This is a genomic window from Aurantimonas litoralis (assembly GCF_026153195.1).
GTDB classification, from domain to species: domain Bacteria; phylum Pseudomonadota; class Alphaproteobacteria; order Rhizobiales; family Rhizobiaceae; genus Aurantimonas; species Aurantimonas coralicida.
In genome coordinates, this window is the sequence record NZ_JAPFBM010000002.1 from 216,690 (window position 1) to 242,805 (window position 26,116).

At 68.4% G+C, this 26,116-nt stretch carries 23 protein-coding genes; 17 read left to right on the plus strand and 6 right to left on the minus strand.

Annotation, left to right across the window (positions count from 1 at the left end; translation table 11 throughout):
* The first annotated feature begins 65 nt into the window (after positions 1–65).
* The 5 genes from N7I30_RS05915 to N7I30_RS05935 are packed head-to-tail and all read left to right on the plus strand — an operon-like array spanning position 66 to position 5,000.
* Positions 66–962, plus strand: a complete 897-nt coding sequence (locus tag N7I30_RS05915) for a branched-chain amino acid ABC transporter permease (RefSeq protein WP_009208447.1) — start codon at positions 66–68, stop codon at positions 960–962.
* On the plus strand, positions 959–1,960 hold the full coding sequence (locus N7I30_RS05920; RefSeq protein WP_187390436.1) for a branched-chain amino acid ABC transporter permease: 1,002 nt from the start codon (positions 959–961) through the stop codon (positions 1,958–1,960). Before N7I30_RS05915 ends, N7I30_RS05920 begins: the two co-directional genes overlap by 4 nt.
* Positions 1,957–2,712 carry an ABC transporter ATP-binding protein gene (locus N7I30_RS05925; protein ID WP_024349143.1) on the plus strand — a complete coding sequence of 252 codons (756 nt, stop codon included), beginning with the start codon at positions 1,957–1,959 and terminating at the stop codon, positions 2,710–2,712. The genes N7I30_RS05920 and N7I30_RS05925 overlap by 4 nt, the downstream gene beginning before the upstream one ends.
* A gap of 3 nt (positions 2,713–2,715) precedes the next feature.
* Positions 2,716–3,369, plus strand: coding sequence for an ABC transporter ATP-binding protein (locus N7I30_RS05930; protein ID WP_228238243.1), 654 nt, complete (start codon positions 2,716–2,718; stop codon positions 3,367–3,369).
* On the plus strand, positions 3,366–5,000 hold the full coding sequence (locus N7I30_RS05935) for a class I adenylate-forming enzyme family protein (protein WP_498637411.1): 1,635 nt from the start codon (positions 3,366–3,368) through the stop codon (positions 4,998–5,000). Before N7I30_RS05930 ends, N7I30_RS05935 begins: the two co-directional genes overlap by 4 nt.
* A 138-nt stretch (positions 5,001–5,138) precedes the next feature.
* On the opposite strand, the gene N7I30_RS05940 is transcribed toward N7I30_RS05935, so the two are convergent.
* Together N7I30_RS05940 and N7I30_RS05945 are read right to left on the minus strand one after the other, a co-directional pair.
* Positions 5,139–6,134, minus strand: coding sequence for a substrate-binding domain-containing protein (locus tag N7I30_RS05940; RefSeq protein WP_498637413.1), 996 nt, complete (start codon positions 6,132–6,134; stop codon positions 5,139–5,141).
* 225 nt (positions 6,135–6,359) lie between these two features.
* Positions 6,360–6,563 (minus strand): hypothetical protein, encoded by a 204-nt coding sequence (locus N7I30_RS05945; protein ID WP_498637415.1) that lies wholly within the window; start codon positions 6,561–6,563, stop codon positions 6,360–6,362.
* A 255-nt stretch (positions 6,564–6,818) separates the two neighbouring features.
* On the opposite strand from N7I30_RS05945, the gene N7I30_RS05950 reads away from it, so the two are divergent.
* From N7I30_RS05950 to N7I30_RS05960, 3 genes are all read left to right on the plus strand, one after another.
* On the plus strand, positions 6,819–7,559 hold the full coding sequence (locus N7I30_RS05950; protein ID WP_498637417.1) for an ATP-binding cassette domain-containing protein: 741 nt from the start codon (positions 6,819–6,821) through the stop codon (positions 7,557–7,559).
* 68 nt (positions 7,560–7,627) lie between these two features.
* Entirely contained in the window at positions 7,628–8,626 is a 999-nt protein-coding gene (locus N7I30_RS05955) for an ABC transporter permease (protein WP_187390439.1), read from the plus strand.
* A gap of 143 nt (positions 8,627–8,769) precedes the next feature.
* Complete coding sequence (locus tag N7I30_RS05960; RefSeq protein ID WP_187390440.1) at positions 8,770–9,663, plus strand: NAD-dependent epimerase/dehydratase family protein; 894 nt, start codon at positions 8,770–8,772, stop codon at positions 9,661–9,663.
* A 100-nt stretch (positions 9,664–9,763) separates the two neighbouring features.
* On the opposite strand, the gene N7I30_RS05965 is transcribed toward N7I30_RS05960, so the two are convergent.
* On the minus strand, positions 9,764–11,956 hold the full coding sequence (locus tag N7I30_RS05965) for a TonB-dependent siderophore receptor (RefSeq protein WP_498637418.1): 2,193 nt from the start codon (positions 11,954–11,956) through the stop codon (positions 9,764–9,766).
* Between the two features lie 286 nt (positions 11,957–12,242).
* Here N7I30_RS05965 and N7I30_RS05970 point away from each other — a divergent pair, with 286 nt between their 5' ends.
* From N7I30_RS05970 to N7I30_RS06000, 7 genes are all read left to right on the plus strand, one after another.
* Entirely contained in the window at positions 12,243–13,151 is a 909-nt protein-coding gene (locus N7I30_RS05970; RefSeq protein ID WP_187390442.1) for an ABC transporter substrate-binding protein, read from the plus strand.
* On the plus strand, positions 13,148–15,133 hold the full coding sequence (fhuB, locus tag N7I30_RS05975; RefSeq protein ID WP_498637419.1) for a Fe(3+)-hydroxamate ABC transporter permease FhuB: 1,986 nt from the start codon (positions 13,148–13,150) through the stop codon (positions 15,131–15,133). Before N7I30_RS05970 ends, fhuB begins: the two co-directional genes overlap by 4 nt.
* Positions 15,130–15,906 (plus strand): ATP-binding cassette domain-containing protein, encoded by a 777-nt coding sequence (locus tag N7I30_RS05980; protein ID WP_187390444.1) that lies wholly within the window; start codon positions 15,130–15,132, stop codon positions 15,904–15,906. The genes fhuB and N7I30_RS05980 overlap by 4 nt, the downstream gene beginning before the upstream one ends.
* Positions 15,907–16,069: 163 nt before the next feature.
* Positions 16,070–17,296: a tonB-system energizer ExbB gene (exbB, locus tag N7I30_RS05985; protein ID WP_498637422.1), complete on the plus strand. Its 1,227-nt coding sequence runs from the start codon at positions 16,070–16,072 to the stop codon at positions 17,294–17,296.
* A gap of 4 nt (positions 17,297–17,300) precedes the next feature.
* The gene (gene exbD / locus N7I30_RS05990) at positions 17,301–17,768 is read left to right on the plus strand and encodes a TonB system transport protein ExbD (protein WP_187390445.1); all 468 of its coding nucleotides are present in this window, start codon (positions 17,301–17,303) and stop codon (positions 17,766–17,768) included.
* Between the two features lie 4 nt (positions 17,769–17,772).
* On the plus strand, positions 17,773–18,720 hold the full coding sequence (locus N7I30_RS05995; RefSeq protein WP_498637424.1) for a TonB family protein: 948 nt from the start codon (positions 17,773–17,775) through the stop codon (positions 18,718–18,720).
* A gap of 121 nt (positions 18,721–18,841) precedes the next feature.
* Positions 18,842–20,587, plus strand: coding sequence for an ABC transporter ATP-binding protein (locus N7I30_RS06000; protein WP_498637426.1), 1,746 nt, complete (start codon positions 18,842–18,844; stop codon positions 20,585–20,587).
* A 57-nt stretch (positions 20,588–20,644) separates the two neighbouring features.
* Here N7I30_RS06000 and N7I30_RS06005 read toward each other — a convergent pair whose 3' ends face one another.
* Positions 20,645–21,772, minus strand: coding sequence for a siderophore-interacting protein (locus N7I30_RS06005; protein ID WP_498637428.1), 1,128 nt, complete (start codon positions 21,770–21,772; stop codon positions 20,645–20,647).
* 237 nt (positions 21,773–22,009) lie between these two features.
* Between N7I30_RS06005 and N7I30_RS06010 the strand changes: the two genes are divergently transcribed.
* Entirely contained in the window at positions 22,010–22,858 is an 849-nt protein-coding gene (locus N7I30_RS06010; RefSeq protein WP_498637430.1) for an SDR family oxidoreductase, read from the plus strand.
* Between the two features lie 64 nt (positions 22,859–22,922).
* On the plus strand, positions 22,923–23,888 hold the full coding sequence (locus N7I30_RS06015; protein ID WP_498637432.1) for a glycosyltransferase family protein: 966 nt from the start codon (positions 22,923–22,925) through the stop codon (positions 23,886–23,888).
* Here the strand turns inward: N7I30_RS06015 and N7I30_RS06020 are convergent.
* Complete coding sequence (locus tag N7I30_RS06020) at positions 23,876–25,069, minus strand: glycosyltransferase family 4 protein (protein WP_498637434.1); 1,194 nt, start codon at positions 25,067–25,069, stop codon at positions 23,876–23,878. The genes N7I30_RS06015 and N7I30_RS06020 overlap by 13 nt on opposite strands.
* On the minus strand, positions 25,066–26,112 hold the full coding sequence (locus N7I30_RS06025; RefSeq protein ID WP_498637436.1) for a glycosyltransferase family 4 protein: 1,047 nt from the start codon (positions 26,110–26,112) through the stop codon (positions 25,066–25,068). The genes N7I30_RS06020 and N7I30_RS06025 overlap by 4 nt, the downstream gene beginning before the upstream one ends.
* Between the last annotated feature and the right edge of the window lie 4 nt (positions 26,113–26,116).

A 26,116-nucleotide genomic window follows, 5' to 3' on the forward strand; every position in this document is an offset into this window, starting at 1 on the left:
TCGCCGGACCGGGGCCACGCGCCCCGGTCCGCATACCAGCGTCGTAAAGCAGCGGGTACATCCGGATGGACATCGTCCTCACCATCATTCTCGACGGGCTGATCTATGCCTCGTGGCTGTTCATCGTCGCGCTCGGCCTGACTTTGGTCTTCGGCGTCCTGCGCATCCTGAACTTCGCCCATGGCGGGCTCTACGCGCTCGGCGCCTACAGCGCTGCCGTCGCGGTGCCCTTCTTCGCCAGCTGGGGCCTGCCGCCCGCCTTCAGCCTGATCGCCATGTTCATCGCCGCCCTGGCGGTCGCCATCGTCATCGCGCCGCTGATCGAGCGCGGCCTGCTGCGGCTGTTCTACGGCCGCGACGAAGTCCTGATCCTGCTCGTCACCTACGCCGTCTTCCTGATCCTCGAGGACGCCACCAAGATGGTCTTCGGCGTCGACCCCTATTACGTCTTCGAGCCGCGCAACCTCCTCGGCAATGTCGAGGTCGGCAGCCTCTTCTATGTCGGCTACGACCTCGCCCTGATCGGTCTGGCCATCGTCTGCGGTCTCGGCGTCTGGCTCGGCCTGCACCGCACCCGCATCGGCAAGGTCACCGTCGCGGTGATCAACGAGCCCGAGGTCAGCGCCGCGATGGGGGTGAACATCGCCCGCATCTACCTTCTGGCCTTCGGCCTCGGCGTGTTCCTGGCGGCCCTCGGCGGCGCCTTCACCAGCCCGCTCATTTCGGTCCAGCCGGGCATCAGCGTCAGCGTCATCGTCGTCAGCTTCGCCGTCGTCATCATCGGCGGCCTCGGCTCCATCCCCGGCGCCGCGATCGGCGCCCTGATCGTCGGGCTGGCCCGATCCTTCGCCGTCTACGAGGCGCCGGAAGCGGAGATCTTCATCATCTATCTGGTGATGGTCATCGTCCTGATCTTCCGGCCCGAGGGCCTCTTCACTCCGGTTCAGGCACGCAAGATATGACCACCACGACCCGTATCCTGGCCGTCGCGTTCGTGGCCGCAATCGCCCTCATCGCGCTGGGCGCCGTCCTGCCGCTCTGGCTCCTCTTCACCCTCACCAAAGTCGCGGCCTTCGGGCTGGTGGCGCTGGGCATCGTCACGCTGATGCGCGGCGGGCTCGTCTCCTTCGGCCAGGGCATGTTCTACTGCGTCGGCGCCTATGTCGCCGGTCTCGTCGCCCTGCATGTCGGGATCGAGGACGTCTTCGTGCTTCTCGCCGTCGGCGGGCTGGCGGGTGGCCTCGTCGCGGCAATCATCTCGCCGCTCGTGGCACGCTATCGCGGCATCTTCTTCGCCATGCTGACCATGGCCCTGTCGATGGTGCTCTACGGTGTCCTCGCCAAGTCCACCGCCATCGGCGGTTCCGACGGCTTCAACGTGCCCGAGCCGACCTTCCTCGGCTTCGCCCCGGCGCAGGCGGCGTCCGACTTCGCCCTCTACGGCGTCGCCGTCGGCGTGGCGGCGCTGGCCGCCGCGCTCTGCCGGATGTATTTCGACAGCGGCCCCGGCCTCGTCGCGCTGGCCGCCCGCGAGAACGAATTGCGAGTCGAATATCTCGGCGCCTCGGTGTTCTCGGTCACCCAGCGCAACTTCATCATCGCCGGCACGCTGGCCGGCCTCGGCGGCACGCTGAACGGCCTGGCGCTCGGCCATATCGACCCGTTCTTCAGCTACTGGACGACGTCCGGAGAGGTCGTCTTCATCGCCATTCTCGGCGGCTACATGAGCGTCATCGCCGTCTTCGGCGCAGCGCTCCTGACCGAACTCGTGCGCTCCTTCGCCAACCAGTATTTCCCCGACAGCTGGCAGATGGCGCTGGGCATCTTCCTGCTGCTGGTGATCCTGTTCCTGCCGAAGGGGTTCGGCTCGCTCTGGGCCCGCCCGGTCAAGCGCGCCGAGACGCAGACCCCCGGCAACGCAAAGCCCGTATCGTCCCTGGAAGGCGAGGCAGCCCGATGAGCGAAGAGATCGTCCTCCACGTGAAGGGGCTGAAAAAGGCCTTCGGCGCCGTCATCGCCGCCGACGACCTCGACGTGCAGGTTCCTGCCGCCGCCCGCCTGTCGCTGATCGGCTCCAACGGCGCCGGCAAGACCACCTTCGTCAACATGGTCACCGGCTACATGAAGCCGGATTCCGGCGAGATCCTGCTTTACGGCGACAATGTCGTCGGCTTCTCGCCGCGGCGCATCAGCCGGATGGGCGTCTGCCGCTCCTTCCAGATCCCGCAATTGTGCGAATCCATGACCGCGGTCGACAATCTGATCGTCGCCGGCACCATCGCGTCCAAACAGAAGGCGTCCTTCTTCCGCCCGGTCCATGACCGGCAGAACGTCGATCGCGCCCTGGAGATGCTCGCCCGCTTCGGCCTCACCGACTATGCCGACCAGCCGGTCGAGCAACTGCCCGGCGGCGTGCGCAAGCTGATCGACATCGCCATGGCGCTGGTCAGCCAGCCGCGGGTGCTGCTTCTCGACGAGCCGACCTCGGGCGTCTCCTCGGAGGAAAAGTTCCCGCTGATGGACCGGGTGATGGCGGCGCTCGCCGGCGAGAAGGCGGCGGTGATCTTCGTCGAACACGACATGGAGGTGGTCACCCGCTACGCCGACCGGGTGCTCGCCTTCTATTCCGGCGACATCATCGCCGACGACACGCCCGAACGCGTTCTTGCCGACCCGAAGGTCCAGGAATTCGTCACCGGAACGGCGAGGTAGACCATGCTGACCTTAGAGAACATCCAGGTGAAGATCGGCCCGGTCGAGGCCGTGCGCGGCTTTTCGATGAGTGTCGAGCCGGGCGCCATGGTCGGGCTGGCCGGCCGCAACGGCGCCGGCAAGACCACCGTCATGCGCGCCATCATGGGCATCGCCGCCGTCTCCAGGGGCCGCATCCGCTTCAACGGGCAGGACATGGCCAAGCAGCCGGTCCACGCCCGCGCCGCCGAGGGCATCGGCTACATGCCGGAGACCCGCGGCCTGATCCCCGAACTGTCGGTGGAAGAGAACATGCTGCTGCCGAGCTGGGTCATTTCCGGCCTCGACGGCAAGGCGCGGCTCGACTTCGTCTACGAGGTGATGCCCGAGCTGAAGGGCATGGCCAAACGCAAGGCGCTGCAGCTCTCGGGCGGCCAGCAGAAGATGGTGGCGCTCGGCCGGGCATTGACCGCCGGCCACCGCCTGCTGCTGCTCGACGAGCCCTTCGAGGGTGTCGCGCCAGCGCTGGCCCAGCGCCTGTCCGACGTGATCTCCGCGCTGAAGAGCGAGAAGCTCTCCATCGTCATGAGCATGTCGGAAATGACCCATTCGCACACCGTGCTCGACCATGTCTTCGGGATCGAGCGGGGTGCCAACGCCATGGACGCGGCCGCGTGAGCCGGGACGATTTCTTCTGGCCCGAAGCCCCGGCCCTGCGGCAGGAGCCGCATTTCGGCGACCGCACCCTCAGCGCCTTCGCCGACCGTCCCGGCGACCTCGATGCGATGCTGGCCGCGGCCGCCGCCGCCAATCCGGACGGCGACGCCGTCATCTGCGGCAGCGTCCGCATCTCCCATGCGCGGCTGCGCGTCATCGCCGATCAGGTCGCGGCACTCCTGGCGGCCGAGGGCATGTCGCGCGGTGATCGGGTCGGGCTTCTGGTCGGCAATCGCTGGGAGTTCGTCGCCGCGCTCGTCGGCGCGGTGCGGGCCGGGATCGTCATCGTGCCTCTGAGCACCCGCGCAAGCCCGCCGGAGCTTGCCTATATCCTCGACGATTGCGGCGCAGCGCTGACCATCTGCGAGGCCGAACTCGCCGACCGCCTGCCGGAGGGCGCGCGCCGTCTGGCCATCGGCGCCGGACCGGACGCCACCGCCAATGCCCGCGACCCCTTCGCCGAGATCCTCGCCACGGCCCCGCAGACGTTCGCGGCCGAGGCGCCGTCGGTGCCGCCCGCCGAGGAGGATCTTGCCGTCATCCTCTACACCTCCGGCACCACCGGAAACCCCAAGGGGGCGATGCTCACGCACCTGAATATCGTCCATTCCTGCCTGGTCTATCGCCACTGCATGCGACTGACCGCGGCCGACCGCACCATCGTCGCCGTGCCGGCCAGCCACGTCACCGGGCTGATCGCCAACGTCTTCGCCCTGCTCGGCGTCGGCGGGGCCGTGGTCATGATGACCCGGTTCGAGGCCGATGCCTTCCTGGCTTTGGCGACCGCCGAGCGCATGACCTTCACCATGATGGTGCCGGCCATGTACAATCTCTGCCTGCTGCGCGCCGACTTCACCCGTCACGACCTGAGCCACTGGCGGGTCGGCTCCTTCGGCGGCGCGCCCATGCCGGTCGCGACCATCGAGCGGGTGGCGCAGCTTCTGCCCAATCTCGACCTCGTCCAGGCCTATGGCGCCACCGAGACCACCTCGCCCGCGACGATCATGCCGGCCGGCGGCCAGATTGCCCGCCCGGCCAGCGTCGGCGCGCCCGTTCCCGGCGCCGACATCCGCATCATGGACAGCGAGGGACACGAGGTCCCGCGCGGGCAATCCGGCGAGGTTTGGATCGGCGGGCCGATGGTCGTGCCGGGCTACTGGAACCTGCCGGAGAAGACGGCCGAATCCTTTATCGACGGTGCCTGGCGCTCCGGCGATGTCGGTCGGCTCGACGATGCCGGCTATCTGTTCATCCACGACCGCCTGAAGGACATGATCAACCGCGGCGGCTACAAGGTGTTCAGCGCCGAGGTCGAGAACGTCCTCGCCTTCCATCCGGGCGTCGCCGAAGTCGCCGTCGTGCCCTACCCCGACCCCGTCCTCGGCGAGAAGGTCCAGGCCTTCGTCCACCGCCGCGACGCCGACATCGACGAAACCGTTCTCGCCGCCTTCTGCCGCGAGCGCCTCGCCGACTACAAGATCCCCGACCGCTTCGTCTTCACCACCGATCCCCTGCCCCGCAACGCCAATGGCAAGCTGATGAAAGCCCCCTTGCGCGAACAGGCCAGAACCGACGCCGCCCGGGACATCTGAGGCTGCGTCGAGACGTCCGGCGGGTGCAAGGGCTAGCCCCAACAGGCAACGGGCGCCCGCGATCCATCGCAGGCGCCCGTTCGGATTCTCAGGCCAGTGGGCCGCACAGGAGGGCCCGAGCGGCCCTCCTGTGCGGCGTTACTTCTGGATGCAGGTGTCGACGGTGTCCTTGGTGCATTCGTCGAGGCCGGTGAAGACCGGGTCATCGACATCCTCGCCCTCGATCAGGTCGATCATCACCGAGGGCGCCAGATAGCCCATCTCGAAGGGCCGCTGGCCGACAAGTGCGGTCACGAGGCCTTCGCCGGCGATCGCCACCTCTTCGCCGATCGTGTCGGCAGCGCCGACGACGAAGTCGTTGCTGGCGATCCGCTCTGCATAGGGACCGATGAGATCGCGATAGGGCTGCGGGGCGCCGAAGAGCGGCCAGCCGCCCATGATGCCGAAGGCGTCGAGGTCCGGATTGGCGGCGAGGATGTCGGTCATCGCCTGGACACCCTTGGCGCCGTCGTCATTGGTGAAGACGGGACAGCCGGCCACTTCGGTCCAGCCGCCCTCGCCGGCCAGCGCCGGCAGGCCTTCCTCGCCCGACAGCGCGTCGCGCATGCCCTGGGCGCGGCGCAGGATGTTGTCGGCGCCCGGATTGCCCTGGATGGAGCAGATCGTGCCGCCGTCGGGCTTGGCCTCGGCGATGTATTCGCCGATCCGCTTGCCCATCAGGTAATTGTCCGTGCCCAGATAGGTCATGCGCAGGCCCGCATCCTCCTCCGCCAGATCCGCGTCGATGGTCATGATCGGCACGGTCGGGTTGGAGATCTTGATGGTCTGGGCGATCAGCTTGGCGTTGGACGGCGAGATCGCCATGGCGGCCGTGTCGGCCTTGCCCAGCATGTCCTGCACGATCTGCGCCTCGCCGGCCTCGTCCGACGTCGAGGCGGGGCCGGTGTAGAAGCACTCATATTCGGAATCGGGGTTCTCGCCGTTCCACTTCTGACAGCCCTGGTTGATCGCCTCGAAGAACGGATTGTCGAGGCCCTTCACCACGATGACCAGCTGCTTCTTGGCCAGCGCCGGCGCCGCGCCGACAGCCAGCGCCGTCACCGCTGCCGCGGCCAGTAACGTCAGTTTCCTCATGTCGTCCTCCCCAGTGATGGACCGCGCCTCTCGCAAGAAGGACGACGGCTCCCTTTCGGCTGCGGCGCTGCGTCCGCAATCCGGTACCTGCTGTGTGATGAAAGCCCCGGGACGAAGGCGGACCGAACGGACGGCCCCTGCAGTCGGCCCCTGGCCGCCGATCCGGCGCGCGCCTCCCGCGTGCGCCCTTGAAGATGTCCGCGCCGCCCATCCGGACAGCGAAGGTCACGTCGCAAACGAATTCGCCACGGCCTGCACCGCCTCAAAGCAAGCCTGCCTGTCCACGAGATCAGGCTCCCATCCCGTCACACGGACCATGGCAGATCGCGTCGCCGACCCGACGCGACGGTCGAGCAGCAGCAGAACAAACAACTGCACCGCACCATAAAAGTTATTGCGCCGCACTTGCTTGCAGCGGATGAACGTCATCTAAGCGCGCGGCGCAAAACCGGTCAACCGCATTTTTCCTGACGAAGTAAAAACTGGGACTCCGCCCAAAATTGCTACGGCGCGTCGTTGACGGAGGGGCCCCAAGCGTGCCTTATCGCCCTCGAAACGCGGCACCGATGCGCCGTATGCGCCCACATTCCCTAGCGGAATATGGCTGTCGCAGCCGGTGCATCGCCGTGCCGTCGCGCGGCGACCGGACGGGGACGGCGGCCGGAACGGGGGGAATGATCTGACGTGTCGGTTCTCGAACTCAGCAACATATCGAAGCATTTCGGCGCCATCCACGCCGTCAACGACGTGTCCTTTTCCCTGATGCCGGGCGAGGTCGTCGGGCTGATGGGCGACAACGGCGCCGGCAAGTCGACGCTGGTCAAGATGATCGCCGGCAATTTCCGCCCCACCCACGGCAGCCTACGCATGAACGACAAGCCGCTGGTCATGCATCGGCCGGTCGAGGCCCGCGAACACGGCATCGAGATCGTCCATCAGGATCTCGCCCTCTGCGACAATCTCACGGCCGCCGCCAATGTCTATCTCGGCCGGGAATTGCGGCGCGGCGTCTGGCCGTTCACCATTCTCGACTATACCGGCATGTACCGGCGCGCTGCCGAGATCTTCGCCGAGCTGAAATCCGAAACGCGACCGCGCGACCTGGTGCGGAAGATGTCCGGTGGCCAGCGCCAGGCCGTCGCCATCGCCCGCACGCGGCTGTCCGATGCCAAGATCGTCCTGATGGACGAACCCACCGCCGCGATCTCCGTGCGCCAGGTTGCCGAGGTGCTCAGCCTCATCCGCCGGCTGCGCGACCAGGGCATCACCGTCGTCCTGATCAGCCACCGCATGCCTGATGTCTTCACCGTCGCCGACCGGGTCATCGTCATGCGCCGCGGCCGCAAGGTCGCCGACAAGCCAGTCGCCGACAGCTCCCCGGAGGAAGTGACCGGGCTCATCACCGGCGCCATCGAACATGCCTGAGGCGGGCTGACACGCCCCACCGACCGCCCGCTCGCCCCATCCAACGCCGACCTGCAGGACACCGCCCCATGGCTTTCACGCTGGAACAGCCCGTCGAACACAAGCAGCCGAGCTGGCTGAGTTCGATGGTTGCGAGCCAGACCTTCTGGGTCGTCGTCGCGCTCCTGGCCGCCTGCCTCTATCTGTCCCTTGCAACGGATTCCTTCGCCACCAGCAGGAACCTCTACAATATCAGCCGGAACGTCACCTTCACCGCCATCATCGCGCTGGGCATGACGCTGGTCATCATCAGCGGCGGCATCGACCTTTCGGTGGGCTCGGTCCTCTGCCTGTGTTCGATGGTGCTCGCCGTGGTCATGCATGCGGGCTATTCCATCGAGATCGGCATCGCCGCGGCCATCGGCACGGCGCTTCTCGTCGGCGCCTTCAACGGCGTCCTGATTGCCTATCTCGATTTTCCACCCTTCGTGGTCACGCTCGGCATGCTGTCGCTGGCCCGCAGCCTCGCCATGGTCGTGTCGAACAACACGGTGGTCTTCGAGTTCGGCCCCGACCACGACCAGCTTCTGGCGCTGGGCGGCGGGGCCTTCTTCTTCGGCATCGCCAATCCGGTCATCTACATGGTCGTCCTGGCGCTGATCACCGGCTTCATCCTGCGCTGGACGCGGTTCGGCCGGCATGTCTTCGCGATCGGCGGCAACGAGCATGCCGCCACCCTCACCGGCGTCCCGGTGCGCCCGATCAAGGTCGCGGTCTACATGATCTCGGCGCTGACCGCGGGCATCGCCGGCATCATCCAGACCGGCTGGCTGGGCGCGGTGACGACGAATATCGGTGCCGGCATGGAGCTGCAGGTCATCGCCGCGGCGGTGATCGGCGGCGCCAACCTTGCCGGTGGCGTCGGCACGGCCTTTGGCGCCCTAGTCGGCGCAGCACTGATCGAGGTGATCCGCAACAGCCTCGGCCTTCTCGGCATCAATGCCTTCTGGCAGGGCGCCTTCATCGGCGGGGCGATCATCCTGGCGGTGCTGTTCGACCGCATCCGCAATCTGAGACTGCGGGAATAGTCAGCCGGGACCAGACTGCGCACTGGCCGCACGACCGATCCGCCCCAACTCGGCGGAAGGCGCGCCGGCGGCCTTGCGGATGCCATGGCCGCGGAGGCGGCCCTCCGTCCGGCGCCAAGAGATTTCGACAGGGAGTTCCAGAAATGAGCAAGCGCATCGTCTTCACCGGCGGCACCGGTAAGGCCGGCAGCCACGTCGTCCCCTATCTCGTCGACAAGGGTCACAAGGTGCTGAATGTCGATCTCGTGCCCTTCGAGCACGAGGGCGTCGAGAATCTGAATGCCGACATCACCGACAGCGGGCAGATGTACAACGCCCTTTCCAGCCATTTCGGGCTCGACGAGTTCGCCACCGGCACCGGGCCCGCGCCCATCGACGCCGTGGTGCATTTCGCGGCGATCCCGCGCGTGCTGATCCGGCCGGACAACGAGACCTTCCGCGTCAACACGATGGGCACCTACAACGTCATCGAGGCGGCGGTGAAGCTCGGCATCCGCAAGATCGTCATCGCTTCCAGCGAGACGACCTACGGCGTGTGCTTCGCCGAGGGCGACAAGGATTTCCACCACTTCCCGCTGGAAGAGGATTACGACATCGACCCGATGGACAGCTATGGCCTGTCCAAGGTGCTGAACGAGAAGACCGCCCGCGCCTTCGCCATGCGCTCGGGCGCCGACATCTATGCCCTGCGCATCGGCAACGTCATCGAGCCGCACGAATACGACATGTTCCCCGGCTTCCTCGCCGACCCGATGTCGCGCAAGCGCAATGCCTGGAGCTATATCGACGCCCGCGATCTCGGCCAGATGGTGGATCTGGCGATCGCCAAGGACGGGCTGGGTTTCCAGGCGTTCAACGCCACCAACGACACCATCACCGCCACCATGCCGACGGCCGAATTCCTGAAGACCTATTGCCCGCAGATCCCGATCACCCGGGAGCTCGGCGAATACGAGGCGCCGTTGTCCAACCGCAAGATCCGCGAGGTCCTCGGCTTCAGGGAGGAGCACGACTGGCGCAAATACGTCTCGGTCTGATCGCCGGACGCGACGGGACCCCTCGCCCCCATCCTGCAACGAAAAGGGGCGGCCCGCCGGGCCGCCCCTTTTCCATATCGTGCTGCGTTTGCCGGAGTTCTCAGAACCGGTAGCGCACGCTGCCGATGACCTGGCGCTCCTGCTCGGCATAGCAGAAGCCTTCGGTGCAGAGCGCCGCATCCTCGTCGAAGATGTTGGTGGCATTGACCTGCACGCGCAGCCCCTCGACCGCCTGCACGTCGTAGTGCAGCGCCGCGTCGACATAGGCCCGGGCATCGTTCTTGAAGCTGTTGCGGTCGTTGCCGAAGCTCTCGCCGACGAAGCGCACGCCGCCGCCGATGCCGAAGCCTTTCGCGAAGCCGTTCTGCACCGTGTAGTCGAGCCAGGCCGCGGCGGTGTGCTGCGGGCGCGAGGACAGCGTGTTGCCCTCGGTGCCGGGCACGCCCTCGATGATCTCCATGTCGAGATAGGCATAGGACAGGGTCAGGTTCAGCCCGTCGGCGAGGCCCGCCGCCGCTTCGATTTCGAAGCCGCGGCTGCGCAGCTTGTCGAGCTGCACCTGCACGCTGGTCGAGAAATCGGCGCTCGGCTGCAGGAAGACGCCCTTCTCCTGCTCGATCTGGTAGATCGCGGCCGACACCAGCAGATTGACGTCCGGCACCTGATACTTGACGCCCAGCTCGTACTGCTCGGCCGTCGTCGGCACGAAGGCAGAGCCGTCCGGGTTCAGGCCGATATTGGGCGAGAAGGACGTCGAGTAGCTGGCATAGGGCGCAATGCCGTTGTCGAAGAGGTAGCTGACGCCGACGCGGCCGGTGAAGGCATCGTCGCTCTGGTCCTCCGCATCGCCGAGATTGCCGGGGGCGCCGGTCGCCGTCTCGGTCTTCACCCAGTCGTGGCGAGCGCCGAGCGCGACGGTCAGGCGGTCGATCTCGATGATGTCCTGCAGATACAGGCCGAGCTGGCGCTGGGTCTGCTCCTCGGCAACCGTGTAGTCCGGGCGGTCGATGCCGCGGCTGTAGTCGAGGCTGGCAAGATTCAGGGACGGCGCGGTGCCGTAGCCTTCCTTGTTGGTGAACTCGGTGTAGTAGCCGTCGATACCGCCGGTCATGGTGTGCCGCAGGATGCCGGTATCGAACTTGGCCTCGAGCTGGGTGTCGGCGACGCCGCCATGCAGCGTCTGCGCCACGACGCCCGAGCCGCGGGCAAGCACCCCGTTCACCGCCGCCCCATGCGGGTAGAGATACTCGCCGTAGATATCCATGCCCTGGTAGCGGGCCTTCTGGCGGAAGGTGAAGATGTCGGACAGGCGCTGCTCGAACTCATAGCCGATGCGGCCCTGGGTCTGGTCGAGATCGTTGAAGTTCGGATCGGCATAGGGCACGTCGGTCACGTCCCGGTTGCCCTGGACATAGGCGGCGGTGCCGCCGGTGTGGACCCGCTGCAACTCGCTGAGAACCGTGAAGCTGGTGTCGGCATCCGGCGCGTAGGTGATCGCCGGTGCGATCAGCAGCTCGTCGTCCGACACGAACGGGTTGTCGGTATCCGAATCGCGGGCGACACCGGTCATCCGGTAGAAGGTCGAGCCGGACCCGCCGAGCGGCCCCGAGGCGTCGAAGGTCGCCTGGTAGCGGTTGTTGGTGCCGTATTCGGCGCCGATCTCGCGGAAGCTCTCCGTGGTCGGCCGCTTCGACGTCAAGTCGATGATGCCGCCGGCATTGGCCGAGCCGTAGAGGCCCGATGAGGGACCCTTGAGAACCGACAGCGACTGCAGGCCGTAAGGCTCGACCTGGCTCAGGAGGAAGCTGTTGGAGAAGTCCCGCAGCCCGTCGCGGAAGACGCCCGTATAGGTCGCGTCGAAGCCGCGAATGTAGAAGGAATCGAAGCGGGGATCGAGGCCGAAGGCGCCCGCCCGCGCCGACGCCGAATAGGTCAGCGCCTCGGTCAGCGACTGGACGTTGCGATCGTCGAGCTGCTCTTCGGTGATCACCGCGACCATCTGCGGCACCCTGACGATCGGCAGGTCGGTCTTGGTGGCCGATGCGGTGGTGCCGGCGACGTAGCCGTCCACGGCGTAGTCGGCGCCTGCCGCCCCGGCAACGGCGCCGCCCAACATGCCGTCCGCCTCACCGCCGGCCGCCTCGATCGTCACCGTGTCCAGCACCACCGGCGCGTCTTGCGCCTGCGCCAGCCCCGGGACGAGGGCGAGACCGGCCGCCGACAGGGACAGGAACCGCGCCAGCCGGCGGGTTGCGTTCGATGAAAAGCCTCGGTCGGCCGGTGAGTTACGCATGTCGCACATCCATTCTGTCGAGGACCCCTTGCCCTCGGAACGGACCGAGCGATAGATAAACATGAATTGAAGAGTCAACATTAGCGAATGCAGGCTCGAACGGGCCGAAACCGCCGTCGCAGGCACGAATGGACTGCGCATCAGGCGGTTGGACGAAGCCGGAAACAGACATGCCGAAGGGCCGGGTCGGCGAACTGTGTCGCGGCTGTGGCGAAAAAGACACTGAATTTGGAATGATTAAAATCTCTGAGGCCAATCAATACGATACACCGAAGGCTGCGGCGCGATGGTGATCGACAGACGTGCGCTTCTGGGTGGAATCGCCGCAACGGCCGCCACCATTCGCACCGCCCGGGCGACGATGCTGCCGGCTGCCGGTCCCCGCATCGCCTCCCTCGATTACGCGCTGACGGAGACCCTGCTGGCGCTCGGCCACCCGCCGATCGCCCAGACCGCCGCAAGCGACTGGGACGAGTGGGTCGTCGAACCGGCGCTGCCGGCGGGGGTCGCCGATCTCGGCTCCAGCCTGCAGGTGAATTTCGAGCGCCTTGCGCTGCTCGAGCCGGACCTGATCCTCACCACCGACTATGTCGCGCGCCAGGAGACGGCGCTTTCCCGCATCGCGCCGGTCGAGCGCCTGACCATCTATCAGGAGGGCACCGATCCCCTGCAGCGCGCCCGCGACGTGACCCGCACCCTCGCCGATCGCACCGGCCGCCAGGACGCGGCCGACGCGTTCCTGGAAGAGATCGACGCGACGTTTGCGACCTGCGCGCGCCGCCTGGCCGGGCTGTCCCTGCCGCCGGTCTATCTCGTCGCCTTCATGGACACGCGTCACGCGCGGATCTTCGGCCGGCATGGCCTCTACCAGTCCGTCCTCGACCGCCTGGGCGTGACCAACGCCTATGAAGGCGAGACCAATTACTGGGGATTTGCAACAGTCGGTGTCGAGACGCTGGCCACCGCCCGCGACGTGCGGCTCTTCGCCTTCGAGCCGCTGCCGCCGACCTTGATGCAGACGCTCGGCGCCAGCCCGCTCTGGCGGCAGCTTCCTTTCGTGAAGGCCGGACAGGTCACCGTGCTGCCGCCCACGCTGATGTTCGGCGCACTGCCCTCGGCGCTGCGCTTCGCCGAACTTCTTACCGAGGCGCTCGCCGGTCCGGCGGGCCAGGCCGGGGATGGCGCCCCCGCATGATCCTGTCGCAGAGCCTGACCGGCCCGGCCCGCTTCGGCGCAGCGCTGGCCCTCGTTGCCGCCGTGCTGACGGTCGCCGTCGTCGCCGCCCCGATCGCGGATTTGTGGGCGGGCGCACCGACCGGCGGCTACGACCCCGCCCGCATCCTGTTCCTTCATGCCGAATTGCCGCGGCTTGCGATGGCGGTGCTGTGCGGCGGCGCCCTGTCGGCATCCGGCGCGATCCTGCAGCAGGTGCTGCGCAATCCCCTCGCCGCCCCGACGACGCTCGGCATCGATGCCGGTGCCCGGCTGGCGCTGGCCCTCGCGACACTGTTCGCGCCGGCCCTCTTCGGCTTTGGACGCGACCTCGTGGCGATCACCGGGAGTGCCGCCTCGACGCTGATCGTCTTCATGTTGGTGCGGCGCAATTTCTCGGCGGTCTCGCTGATTCTCGCCGGCCTGGTCGTCAGCCTGTATTGCGGCGCGCTGTCGGCGATCCTGATCATGATCAAGGACCGCTATCTGGTCAGCCTGTTCATCTGGGGCGCCGGCTCGCTGGCGCAGCAGAGCTGGCAGCCGACCATCGACCTGGCGATGCGGCTCGCCGTTCTCGTCGTCCCGGCGTGGCTGCTGGTGCGGCCGCTGTCGCTTCTGGAACTCGGTGATGCCAGCGTCGCCTCGCTCGGCCTGAACGTCACCCGGATCAGGATCGGCGCGATCGGCCTCGCCGTACTCCTCGCCGGCTTCGTGACCAGCGCCGTCGGCGTCATCGGCTTCATCGGCCTCGTCGCGCCGATCCTGGCGCGGCTGGCCGGCGCCCGGCAGTTCGGCGAGCGACTCGTCTGGTCGAGCATCATCGGCGCACTGCTTCTGCTGGCGACCGACTGCGCGGTCACGCTGCTGTCGGGCGTCTCGGCGGAATTCCTGCCGACCGGCGCGGTGACCGCGATCTTCGGCTCGCCGCTGCTGCTCTTCCTCCTGCCGCGCCTGCGCGCCAGCGTCCGCCCGCCCTTCGAAGCCTCCGTCCCGCAGGCGACCGCCCGCTTCTCCCCGGCCCTCAGGCTCGCCCTCTGCGTGACCCTCGCCCTTTCTCTCGTCGCAGTCCTCTTTCTCGGACGCGATGCGACCGGTGCCTGGCAGATCCTGCCCGCGGACGCCTGGGCGGAGATCCTGCCCTGGCGCGCGCCGCGCCTCATCGCCGCCGCCGCCGCCGGTGCCATGGTCGCGGTCGCGGGCTTCATCCTGCAGCGGCTGACCGGCAACGAGATGGCGAGCCCCGAGGTTCTGGGCGTCAGCGCCGGCGCCGCCTTCGCCTTCGCGCTGTCGCTGTTCGTCTTCGATGATCTCGGCCTTCTCGGCGAAAGCCTGGTAACCAGCCTCGGCGGCCTCGCCGTCCTCGTCGCGATCATATTCTATGCCCGGCGGACCGGTTTTTCGCCGGAGACAATCCTTCTCGCCGGCATCGCGCTCAATGCCCTTCTCGACGCCTTTGTCGGGGTGCTGGCGGCGGGCGGCGACCCGCGCGCCTTCATCCTCGTGGACTGGATGGGCGGCTCGACGCAGGGCCTGACCATGGCCGACGCGATTCCCGTCGCCATCGCCGCGCTCGTTCTTGTGGCAGCAAGTCTGCCGGTGCTGCGCTGGCTGGCGATTCTCCCCCTCGGCGACCGGCAGGCGGCCGCGCTCGGCGTGCCGCTGACTTATGCCCGGCCCTGCCTTCTGGTGCTGGCCGCGCTGCTGACCGCCGCCGCCACGCCGATCATCGGACCGTTGACCTTCGTCGGCCTGATGGCCCCGCATGTCGTCCGCATGCTGGGGATTCGCCGCCCCCTGCCGACGCTGCTCGTCGCGGCGCTGGCCGGTGCCGCGATCATGGCGATCGCCGACTTCCTCGGGCGCACCATCGCCTTTCCCTACCAATTGCCGACCGGGCTGGTCGCCGCCCTGGTCGGCGCCCCCGTCCTGCTGATCCTTCTCGGCCGAAGAGGTTCGACATCATGACCGCCGCCTTCACCCTGGATGCTGCCAGCCTCAGCGTGCCGGCGCGCACGCTGCTGGCGCCACTGTCGCTCGAACTCGGCCAGGGCACCGTGACCGGGCTCGTCGGTCACAACGGCTCGGGTAAGTCGACGCTCCTGAAACTTCTCGCCCGCCAGCTTCGGCCTACGACCGGCGGCATCGGCTTCGACGGCCGCCCGCTCGACGCATGGGGCGACCGCGAACTTGCCCGCCGGATCGCCTATCTGCCGCAACACACGCCGCTCGCGCCGGGCATGCTGGCGCGCGAACTCGTCGCGCTCGGCCGCTACCCCTGGCACGGCGCCCTCGGCCGATTCGGCCCCGCCGACCGGGACAAGGTCGAAGAGGCGATGGCGCTGACCGACACAACGGCCTTCGCCGACCGCTTCGTGGAGAGCCTGTCCGGCGGCGAGCGCCAGCGCGTCTGGCTGGCCATGCTGGTCGCCCAGGATGCCGGCTATCTGCTCCTCGACGAGCCCATCTCGGCCCTCGACGTCGCCCACCAGATCGAGGTCCTGTCGCTGGTGCGCGACCTCTGCGATCGCCGCGGCGTCGGCGTCATCGTCGTCCTGCACGAGATCAACATGGCGGCGCGCTTCTGCGACGAGATCATCGCGCTGAAGCAGGGGCATCTCGTTGCCCGCGGCGACCCGGCCCAGATCATGACGCCGGCCTGCCTCGAGGCGATCTACGGCATCCCGATGGACGTCCTGCCGGAGCCTTCGGGCACGCGCAAACTGGCCTTCGCACGGTGAGTGGGAGACCCGTGGACAACCACCGGGCGCAAAGTTGACTATTACTATCAGATTATATTAAGCGCTGCGCAACGCGCCCATTTCCGTGCCCGGCAGCCGACCGCGTCCGGCCGGTCCTGGCGGGACAGTGACCGGGCAATGCCCGAAAGACGAACGGCCGATCATGACCCATCTTTCTGCCCGCAGGTCTGCCCTGCCCCGGCTTTCCCTCGCAATCGCCTTGGCCCTCGCCGTCGTGGCGACGCCGCAAGTGGCGGATCGGGCCATGGCGCAGGACGCCCTCGACAAGTCGCCCGCGGCGGCCGAGCCGACCCAGCCGGCGCCGACCGCAACGCCTGAAGCAGCACCCGGGGCCGCGTCCGAAGCCACCTCCGAAGCCGAAGCCCCGACCCGCGTCCCGGCGGCGGAGACAGAGGCCACCCAAACCGTACCGGCAGCCCCGGCGACACCCGCAACGCCGGCAGACCCCGCAGAAGCACAGCCGGCCGCCCCCGCCGCTGCCGAACCGGACACCACGGTGACCGACGAGGCCACGACGCCTGCCCCGTCCACCGCCACCGCGCCGTCAGTTCCCGCCGCCGGCACGGAGCCGGTCGTGCTGGACGAGCCGGCCGCAGACGCCACGGCGGCGGAGCCGGCCCTCGCCCCCGCCTCGCCGGTCGCTCCCGACGAACGCAACGCGGCGCTGCCCCACGATCTGTCGCCCATGGGCATGTTCATGGCCGCCGACTGGGTGGTGAAGGCCGTGATGATCGGCCTCGCCTTCGCCTCGCTGGTCACCTGGACCATCGGCCTGTCCAAGGCGATGGAACTGGCGCTGGCCAAGCGCCGCGCACGGGTCGGCGTGCGCCGTCTCGCCCGCGCCGAGACGCTGACGGAGGCCCTGACCGCGAACCGCCGCCGCTGGCGCGGCCCGGTGGCAGCCCTTGCCCAGAGTGCGGAGGCCGAACGGGCGCGGTCCGCCGACCTCTCCGACGAGGGCATCAAGGAGCGCGTCTCGGTCGCGCTGTCGCGCATCGAGGCCGGTGCCGGCCGCTCGATCTCCCGTGGCACCGGCATTCTCGCCACCATCGGCTCGACCGCCCCCTTCGTCGGCCTGTTCGGGACCGTCTGGGGCATCATGAATTCCTTCATCGGCATCAGTCAGGCCAACACCACCAATCTCGCCGTCGTCGCGCCGGGCATCGCCGAGGCCCTCCTGGCCACCGCCATCGGCCTCGTCGCCGCCATTCCGGCGGTCATCGTCTACAACGTCTTCGCCCGCTCCATCGCCGGCTATCGCGCCGTCCTGTCCGACGGCTCGGCGCTGGTCCTGCAGCACCTGTCGCGCGACCTCGACCGTCGCCACACGACCCGGGAGGCGGCGCCGTTGATGGCCGCCGCGGAGTAGGCCGATGGGGATCAACCTCAACCAGGGGGGCGGCGACGATCTGGGCGGCGCCGGCGAAGTCTCCGAGATCAACGTCACGCCCTTCATCGACGTGGTGCTGGTGCTGCTGATCATCTTCATGGTCGCCGCGCCGCTCTCCACGGTCGATGCGCCCGTCGACCTGCCGCTGTCCAACGCCGAGCCGCAGGACCGGCCGGACGAGCCGATCTATCTGACGGTCCAGGCCGACAACACGCTGCTGATCGGCGACGACGAGGTCGATCCCGCAGCGCTGGCCGAAGGGCTGGATGCCGCCACGGGCGGCAATCGCGACGAGCGCATTCTCCTGCGCGCCGACGGCGCCATCGCCTATGGCGACCTGATGGAGGTGATGAACCAGCTGCGGACCGCCGGCTATCTGAAGATCGGTCTCGTCGGCCTCGAGGATGCAGGCGCCGGCGCCGCCGGGGCGGCAGCCGCGGGACGGACCTGAGCCCATGGCCCGCCACGGCGATCGCATCCCCTTCGGCGACGGCACCCGGCCACTGCGCGCCGGCCTCGTGCGCTGGCCGCTGGCGGCGCTGCTCGTGGTCGCGGCCCATGGCGCCGTCGCCTATGCGGTGCTCGCACGGGTTCCCGACGAGCCGCCGGCCGGCAACGAGCAGGCGCCGATCCTGATCGAGCTCGCCGCGCCCGCGGCAACGCCCGACATCGCCTCCACCGAAGCCGTCGCCGAGCCGGAAGCCACCGAGCCGCCGCCCGAGGTCGAGACGCCCGAGCCGGAGCCGGAGCCCGAAATCGAGCCTGAGCCTGAGCCTGAGCCGGTCCCCGAACCGGAGCCGGAAGAGCAGGTCGAGCCCGAGCCGACCCCCGACCCTGTCCCTCCCGAAGTCGAGGAACCGGAGCCCGAGCCTGAGCCGACGCCTGAGCCTGCGCCCGAACCGGAGCCCGTCGTCGAGGCGGCGCCCGATGTCGTGCCGGTGCCCACCTTCCGCCCGACACCGCCGCCCAAGGTCCGGCAGGCCGTGCGCGAGAAGAAGCAGGAGATCAAGCCGCGCAAGCCACGCCAGAAGGTCGAGCGCAAGAAGCAGCGCCGGCAGGTGAAGAAGGCCGCGCCGCCGCCCTCGACCGCCACCAAGGGGCGCAAGCAGCGGCAGGTCTCGCAAGGGGCGACGGTCTCGCGCTCGGCCCTGACAAGCTGGCGCAACGCGGTGCAGGCCCGGCTCAACCGCTACAAGCGCAGTCCGCGCGGCGGCGGGTCCGGCACCGTGACGGTTTCCTTCCGCATGGATGGCAATGGTCGCGTCACCTCGGTGCGGGTCGCCCGTTCGGCCGGCCGTATCCTCGACGATGCGGCGGTCTCGCTGCTGCGACGGGCCAGCCCGTTCCCCGCGCCGCCCGGCGGCAAGGGGGTTTCGCTGACGGTGCCGATCCGCTTCCGGTAAGCTCGCTTGGCCACGCGGACCGGCGTGCCCGCCCCAATCGAAGAAACGCGCGACCGGACGGGCGCCGCGGCATAAGCCGTGTCGTCCGTCACGGCGCTCCAGAGATGAAGACGAGGCCCCGATGCTTGCGCGGTTCTTTTCCTATTATGCCCCGTGGCGCGGCCTGTTCGTTCTCGATTTCGGCTGCGCGGTGCTGGCCGGCCTCCTGGAGCTCGCCTTCCCCATCGCGGTGAAGGTGTTCATCGACACGCTGCTGCCCAGCGGCGAATGGAACCTGATCATCGCCGCGGCGGTCGGGCTCCTGGCGATCTACCTGCTCAATACGGGCCTGATGGCGGTGGTCACCTATTGGGGCCACATGCTCGGCATCAATATCGAGACGGAGATGCGCCGCCGCGCCTTCGACCATCTCCAGAAGCTCTCCTTCGGCTATTTCGACAACCAGAAGACCGGACATCTCGTCGGCCGCCTGACCAAGGATCTGGAGGAGATCGGCGAGATCGCCCATCACGGGCCCGAGGATCTGTTCATCGCGGTGATGACCTTCCTGGGCGCCTTCGTCCTGATGCTGTTCGTCCATGTCGAGCTGGCGCTGATCACCGCCATCGTCGTGCCGGTCGGCACCATCCTGACCGTGCGCTACGGCGCCCGCATGACCGACACCTGGCGGGCGATCTACAGCAGCGTCGGCGCCTTCAACGCCCGTATCGAGGAGAATGTCGGCGGCATCCGCGTCGTCCAGGCCTTCGCCAACGAGGACCACGAGCGCGCGCTGTTTGCCCGCGACAACGCGCAATATCGCGGCCGCAAGCTCGACGCCTATCGCATCATGTCGGTCAGCCAGTCGCTGAACTATCTGTCGATGCGGCTGACCCAGGTGATCGTCATGGTCGCCGGCACCTATTACGTCATCGAGGGCGACCTGACGAATGGCGGCTTCGTCGGCTTCCTGCTCCTGGTCGGCGTGTTCTTCCGCCCCGTCGAGAAGATCGCCGCCGTGCTGGAGAGCTATCCGAAGGGCATTGCCGGCTTCCGCCGCTATTGCGACTTTCTCGACACCGAGCCCGACATCGTCGACCGGCCCGGCGCCCGCGCCGTCGACAGGCTCGCCGGCGACATCCGCTTCTCGAACGTCCACTTCACCTATTCGACGGGCCACCCGGTGCTGAACGGCATCGACCTGTCGGTGAAGGCCGGCGAGACGATCGCCTTCGTCGGCCCCTCCGGCGCCGGCAAGACGACGATCTGCGCGCTGGTGCCGCGCTTCTACGATCTGGTCGAGGGCGCCATCACCATCGACGGCATCGACATTCGCGACATGCGGCTTGCCGCGCTGCGCAGCCATATCGGCGTCGTGCAGCAGGACGTCTTCCTGTTCGGCGGCACCATCCGCGACAACGTCGCCTATGGGCGGCTCGATGCCGGCGACGCCCAGATCTGGGAAGCGCTGGAACGCGCCCATCTCGCCGACACCGTGAAGCGCCTGCCGGACGGCCTCGACACCATCGTCGGCGAGCGCGGCCTGAAGCTGTCGGGCGGCCAGAAGCAGCGGCTGTCCATCGCCCGCATGTTCCTCAAGGATCCGGCGATCCTGATCCTCGACGAGGCGACCTCGGCGCTCGACACCGCGACGGAGCGCGCCATCCAGACGGCGCTGGCCGAGCTCGCCAGGGGCCGCACCACGCTGGTCGTCGCCCACCGCCTGTCGACCATCCGCCACGCCGATCGCATCGTCGTCGTCGAGGCCGGCCGGATCGTCGAGGAGGGCGCGCATGCCGCCTTGCTGCAAAAAGACGGAGCGTATCGCCGGCTGGTGCTGGCGCAGGAACAGGACGTCGTGCGTCCGGCGATCCTCGCGGCGGAATGACAGTTCAGGGCGGGCTCCGGCCCGCCCAGTCAGGCAGTTCTTGGAAGGCTATTGCGGCTAGCGATGCACGCCGCCTGCCGCCGGTTCGGCCTCGCCGCGCCAGTAGGCGACGACCAGATGGTCGCGCGCCTTCAGCCCCCAATGGCGGCGGCAATGGTGGCGCAGCCGCTTGAATGCCTTGAACTCGCAGCCGATCCACACCGACGTGCCGGCCTCCGACGGCCAGTCGAGCGCCACGACGGCCTCTTCCAGGAGCGTCGTCGTTCCGGCAGCCCGGCCTTCGCGGTTCAGCCAGACCAGTTCGAAGCCCGCCGGATGGGCGAGCGACTGGATCTCGCCGGCATCCTCGACCTCGATGATGGCCGTACCGACGGCATCGGCCGGCATTTCTTCCAGCATCCGGGCGATCGCCGGCAGGGCGGTCTCGTCGCCGGCCAGCAGCATGCGCCGGGCCGGGACAACGCCGCCGCCGCCCGGACCGATCATCCCCACCGGATCGCCGGGCCGGACGGTGCGGGCCCAGTCCGAGCCCGGGCTTTCGCCGTCATGCAGCACGATATCGATGTCGACAAAGCCGGCACCGGGGTCGATGTGCCGGATCGTGTAGGTCCGCAGCACCAGCTTGTCCTCGCCTTCCGGCCAGGCTGGAATGCCCGACGGCACGGCACTCGGCCACACCGGCTTGCGCCCCTTCGGCGGAATCAGGATCTGGATGTGCAGCCCGCCGCTTTGGAACCGGGCCAGATCATGGCCGGTCAGGCGCACCCGGCGCAGCTTCGGCGTCACCTGCCACGCATCGACCACCCGCATCTCGCGGAACTGCGGCAGCTCGGACGTGCCCTCGCCGTCGCCCGACCATGCGATCTCGACATCGGGGCCGAAGAATTCGCGCATGTTCCAGGCGATGAGATATTTCATGTTGGCAAGCGCGCCGCGGTCGCTGGCATCGGCGCAGGCGGCCAGCGCCTCGCCGCGGCCCTCGATCCGCGCCCGCGCGCCATAGAGGTCGAGCGCTAGGCCGTCGCCGGGCTTGCGGGACGGCGGCATGTGATCGGCGAGAATGCCGGCGAGATGATCGAGGAAGCCGGCGGGGGTCTGGGTGGCGATCTCCACGGCGGCGCAGAACTTCGTTTCCGCGTCGCGTGCGGGATCGTCGTCACCGTCGGGCGCGCAGGACGTCACCATGTGTCGCCCCGAAACCGGACCGCCGCACAGGACCGGACGCGGATGCTGCAAGGCCGTTTCGGCCAGCCGATGCCGCTCCGATGAATGTCGGTCATGTCCGTTCCCCGTGTTTGCCCCCGTCAGGGCGGGTATAATAACATGACTTTCATAGTCAAGTTCGAGCGTCCGGCGAGGGAACGGACCGCCGGCCTTCTGCGTCTTTCCCCAAAAGCGGACGTCGAACAGAAGGATAGCCAGATGACGAGTTCCATTCCCGCCCAGCACCAGGACGCGACGCCGGGCCGCGAGAGCGAGATGACGCCGGCGCCGGACTACATGCCCCGCTACCCAGGCTCCGGGCGGCTCGACGGCAAGGTGGCCCTGATCACCGGCGGCGACAGCGGCATCGGGCGCGCCTCGGCGGTGCTGTTTGCCCGCGAGAAGGCCAAGGTCGCGATCCTCTATCTCGAGGAGGACGAGGATGCCGAGGAGACGAAGAACGCCATCGAGGCGGAGGGCGCCGAGTGCCTGCTGATCCGCGGCGACGTGCGTGACAAGGCGTTCTGCACCGACGCCGTGAAGCGGACGCTCGAGGCGTTCGGCGGGCTGGACGTGCTGGTCAACAACGCCGCCCACCAGATGGAGGAGAACGACCTGCAGAACCTCTCGCAGGCCGAACTCGCCAAGCATTTCGAGACCAATGTCTACGGCTATGTCTACATGATGCAGGCGGCGCTGGATCACCTGCCGGACGGCGCGGCCATCGTGAACGTGACCTCGGTGAACAGCTACAAGGGGAACGATACCCTGATCGCCTATTCCTCCACCAAGGGTGCGATCACCGCCCTCACCCGTTCGATGGCCAGCAACCTCCTCGACCGCAAGATCCGCGTGAACGGTGTTGCGCCGGGACCGGTCTGGACGCCGTTCATTCCCATGTCGATGCCGGCCGACAAGGTCGAGGGGTTCGGCGAGCAGGCCCCGATGAAGCGGGCCGGGCAGCCCAACGAGATCGCCCCGTCCGTGCTGTTCCTCGCCTGCCAGGACTCCTCCTACATGACCGGCCAGGTCCTTCACCCGAATGGTGGCTACATCGTCGGGGCCTGACGGCGTGACGCTCCCGGACGGGACACGAGGCACGGTTCCGATGGCCGCTGCGCCAGAGAAACGGTTGCCGCGTTGTCCCGTCTGCCGCGCCCGCGACATGCGGGTCACCGAACGCGCCGCCCGCCATGATGCGGCCTGGCGCGAATGCGGCCATTGCGGTCTTCTCGCAGACGTGGACGCCCTCGCATCGGGGCGGTTGCCGGCCCTGATCGATTCCCGCCTGGGCGGCGAGCGCTTCATCCTTGCGCCGAACGATCCGTTCTTCGTCGAAAGCTACAGCGCACGGACACTGGCGCTGTCACGTGGGTTCGTCGCCAGTCCCGTAGGCGACGAACAGCGGGCGGCCCTGCGCAATCCCTATACGGACTGCCCGGCCGTCGCCGACCTCCGTCCGCTCGTCGCGTCTCCGGCGGTCCCGGTGTCGCTCGTGGTCATCTGCCGCCCCGGCGACTTGAGCAATCTTCGCGATCGGCTCGGCCCGGTCGCCAGCGTCCTCGACGATCTCTGCCTCGTCGTCGACGAACCGGCCGCGGCCGACCTCATGCCGCCGGTCGGCTGGCCTGAGACGATCCGCATCCTGCAACGACCCCTCGCCGGCGATTTCGCGGCCCAGCGCAATGCCGGACAGGAGATGGCCCGGCACGACTGGGTGTTGCAGCTCGACGCCGACGAAACCGTCGATGCGGAAACCCTCGCCGCCCTCGGTCATGTCGCGGCCCTTGCCGACGCAGGCGGCAGTCTCTCCGTCGGGCTGGCGCGCCGCAACCGCGTGAACGGGGTCCTCTCCGATCTCTTCCCCGACATCCAGTACCGCCTGAACCGTCGTTCCGTGCGCTATGCGGGCAAGGTGCATGAACGACCGGCCCTCGCCCGCGGCTGGCGCGACAGCTTCATCGCCCCGAACCTCGTCATCGAGCACCATCTGTCCCGGGCCCATGTCGAACGACGCTCCGAGCGCTACGAGGCATTGCAGCCCGGCAAGGGCCGCCTGTTCGAGCGCGACGCGCTGCTGACGCCCTATGCCGACTGACGCCGGAACGCCCTCGCCGCTTCGTAGAGCGCCAGCGTCTCCTTGCCGAGCGTCTGGCGGGTAAAGCGCCCTGCCGCCGCCACGGCCCGGCGATGGAGTTGCAGGCGCAGATCGGCATCGCCCAGCGCCGGGCGCAAGACATCGGCAAGGGCCGCGCCTGAGGCGTCGGCGGCCAGAAGACCGGCCCCACTGTCGCCGACGACCTGACGGGCGGACGGGTCCACGGACAGGCCGATCACCGGTCGCCCGAAGGCCAGCGCCTCCTGGTAGACGAGGCCGAAGGATTCGTAGCGCGATGGCGCGACGACCAGATCGGCCTCCCGGTAGGCGGCATCGAGCGCCGCGTCGTCGAGCCGGCCGTGCAGCATGAGGCAGGACCGGGCGCGATCACCGAGCGGCGGCAGGTCTTCCGCACCGATCCCCACGAGATCGAGCCGGAAGCGCGGCAACGCTCCCCTGGCCATCTCGTCGGCAAGGATCGCCAGCGCCCCCATCAGGCAATCGAAGCCCTTGCGCGCCTCGGCGCGGCCGACAAAGAGCAGACGCAGCTCCTCTCCCGCCGGCGGATAGGACGCCCCGGCCGCGCGCGCCAGACGCTCCGGCGGCAGCGACAGGCCGATGACCGCCTGCGGAGCCGCCTCGTCGAGCCCGTAGAGGGCCCGCACCTTCTCGCCATGGCTCTGCGTGTTGAAGATATGGCCGGCCGAGCGCCGCGCCGTCGTCGCCTCCAGACGGCAGGCATAGCGCCCGTCGAGCCGGTCGCGCAGGCCGCCGGAGATGGCGCCGGTCGAGATCGCCGGGGTGGAATGGCGGGTGACGAAGGGCAGGTCCGGGATCCGGCTGGCGAACGCCGCCGGCGCGTACCAGTTCGTCGCTTCCAGACAGTCGAAGGGCCTTCGCCGATGATCCGCCGCGATGCGCGCCGAAAACCAGCGCGGCGCCACCAGATGGCCGATCGCCGCTCGTCGCCGCAGCCAGGGGCCGGCCCCGCCTTCGGGCGGCTGGCAGCCGATCACCCGCACGCCCTCGATCACGTCGCTGCCCTGCCGATCCAGCGTGTAGACATGGGCCTCGGCGCCGGCCGCCGCGAGGCTTTCGGCGATCTCGCGGGCGGCGACGGCAAGGCCGCTGGCACTTGGCGGATAGTCCCAGGCGATCAGCGCAGTGCGAAGCCGGCTCATCGGGCCAGAAGCTCGCGATAGAGCCGCAGGTAATCCTCAGCCATCCGTCTGGCGGTGAACCGCGCCTCGAAGCGCGCACGGATCGCATCGCGGTCGAGAGTGCCGATTTTCGGCAGCGCCGCCACCGCCTCCGCCTCGTCGCGCACCACGAAGCCGGTGACGCCGTCCTCGACGATCTCGGGCACCGAGCCCCGGTCGAAGGCGATCACCGGCGTGCCGCAGGCCATCGCCTCGATCATCACGAGGCCGAAGGGTTCAGGCCAGTCGATGGGAAACAGCAGCGCCGTCGCCGCGCCGAGCAAGGCCTGCTTGCCCGCATCGTCCACCGGACCGACGAACCGGGCGTCCTCGCCGAGCAGCGGCGCGACCTTCTCGTCGAAATAGGTGGGATTGCCGACATCGACGGCCCCGGCCAGCCGGATCGGCATGCCCGCAGCCTGTGCGATGCGGATGGCGGCATCCGGCTGTTTCTGGTCGGTCATCCGGCCGACGAAGGCGGCATAGCCCCCGTTGCCGGGCCCTACGCGGTAGCGGCTCTCGTCGAGGCCGTGATGCACGACCCCCGCCCGGTTGGCGGCCGGAATCTGGTCGAGCTGGCTTTGCGAGATGCCGGCCACCGGCAGGTCGGGGAAGGCCGCAAAGAACAGCTCCCGGTCGAGTTCGTCGACGCGCCAGTGGATGGTGGTCAGCGAATGCCGCCGCCGCTCGCCCAGCAGCGCCGCATGGAAGAACTCGCCATGGCAGTGGACGATATCGAAATCGCTTAGCCGTCTGCGCAATTCTTCCATCTGGACCGCTTCGAGAACCTGCGGGATCGAGGGCGGCACCGACCCATGGCGCTCTTCCAGCCCCTTCAGGCTCGGCAACGTGCCGATGCGCGGAATGTCGCACCTGCTGTCGGAGGGGGCGAAGAGGGTGACGGAGACCCCCAGTGAATCCAACGCCTTGGACAGATCGTGAACGATCCGTTCCGTCCCGCCGGACAGATCCGGGGGCGTAGGAAAAATGTTAGGGGCGACCTGAGCGACTCGAAGCGGTTTCATCGCC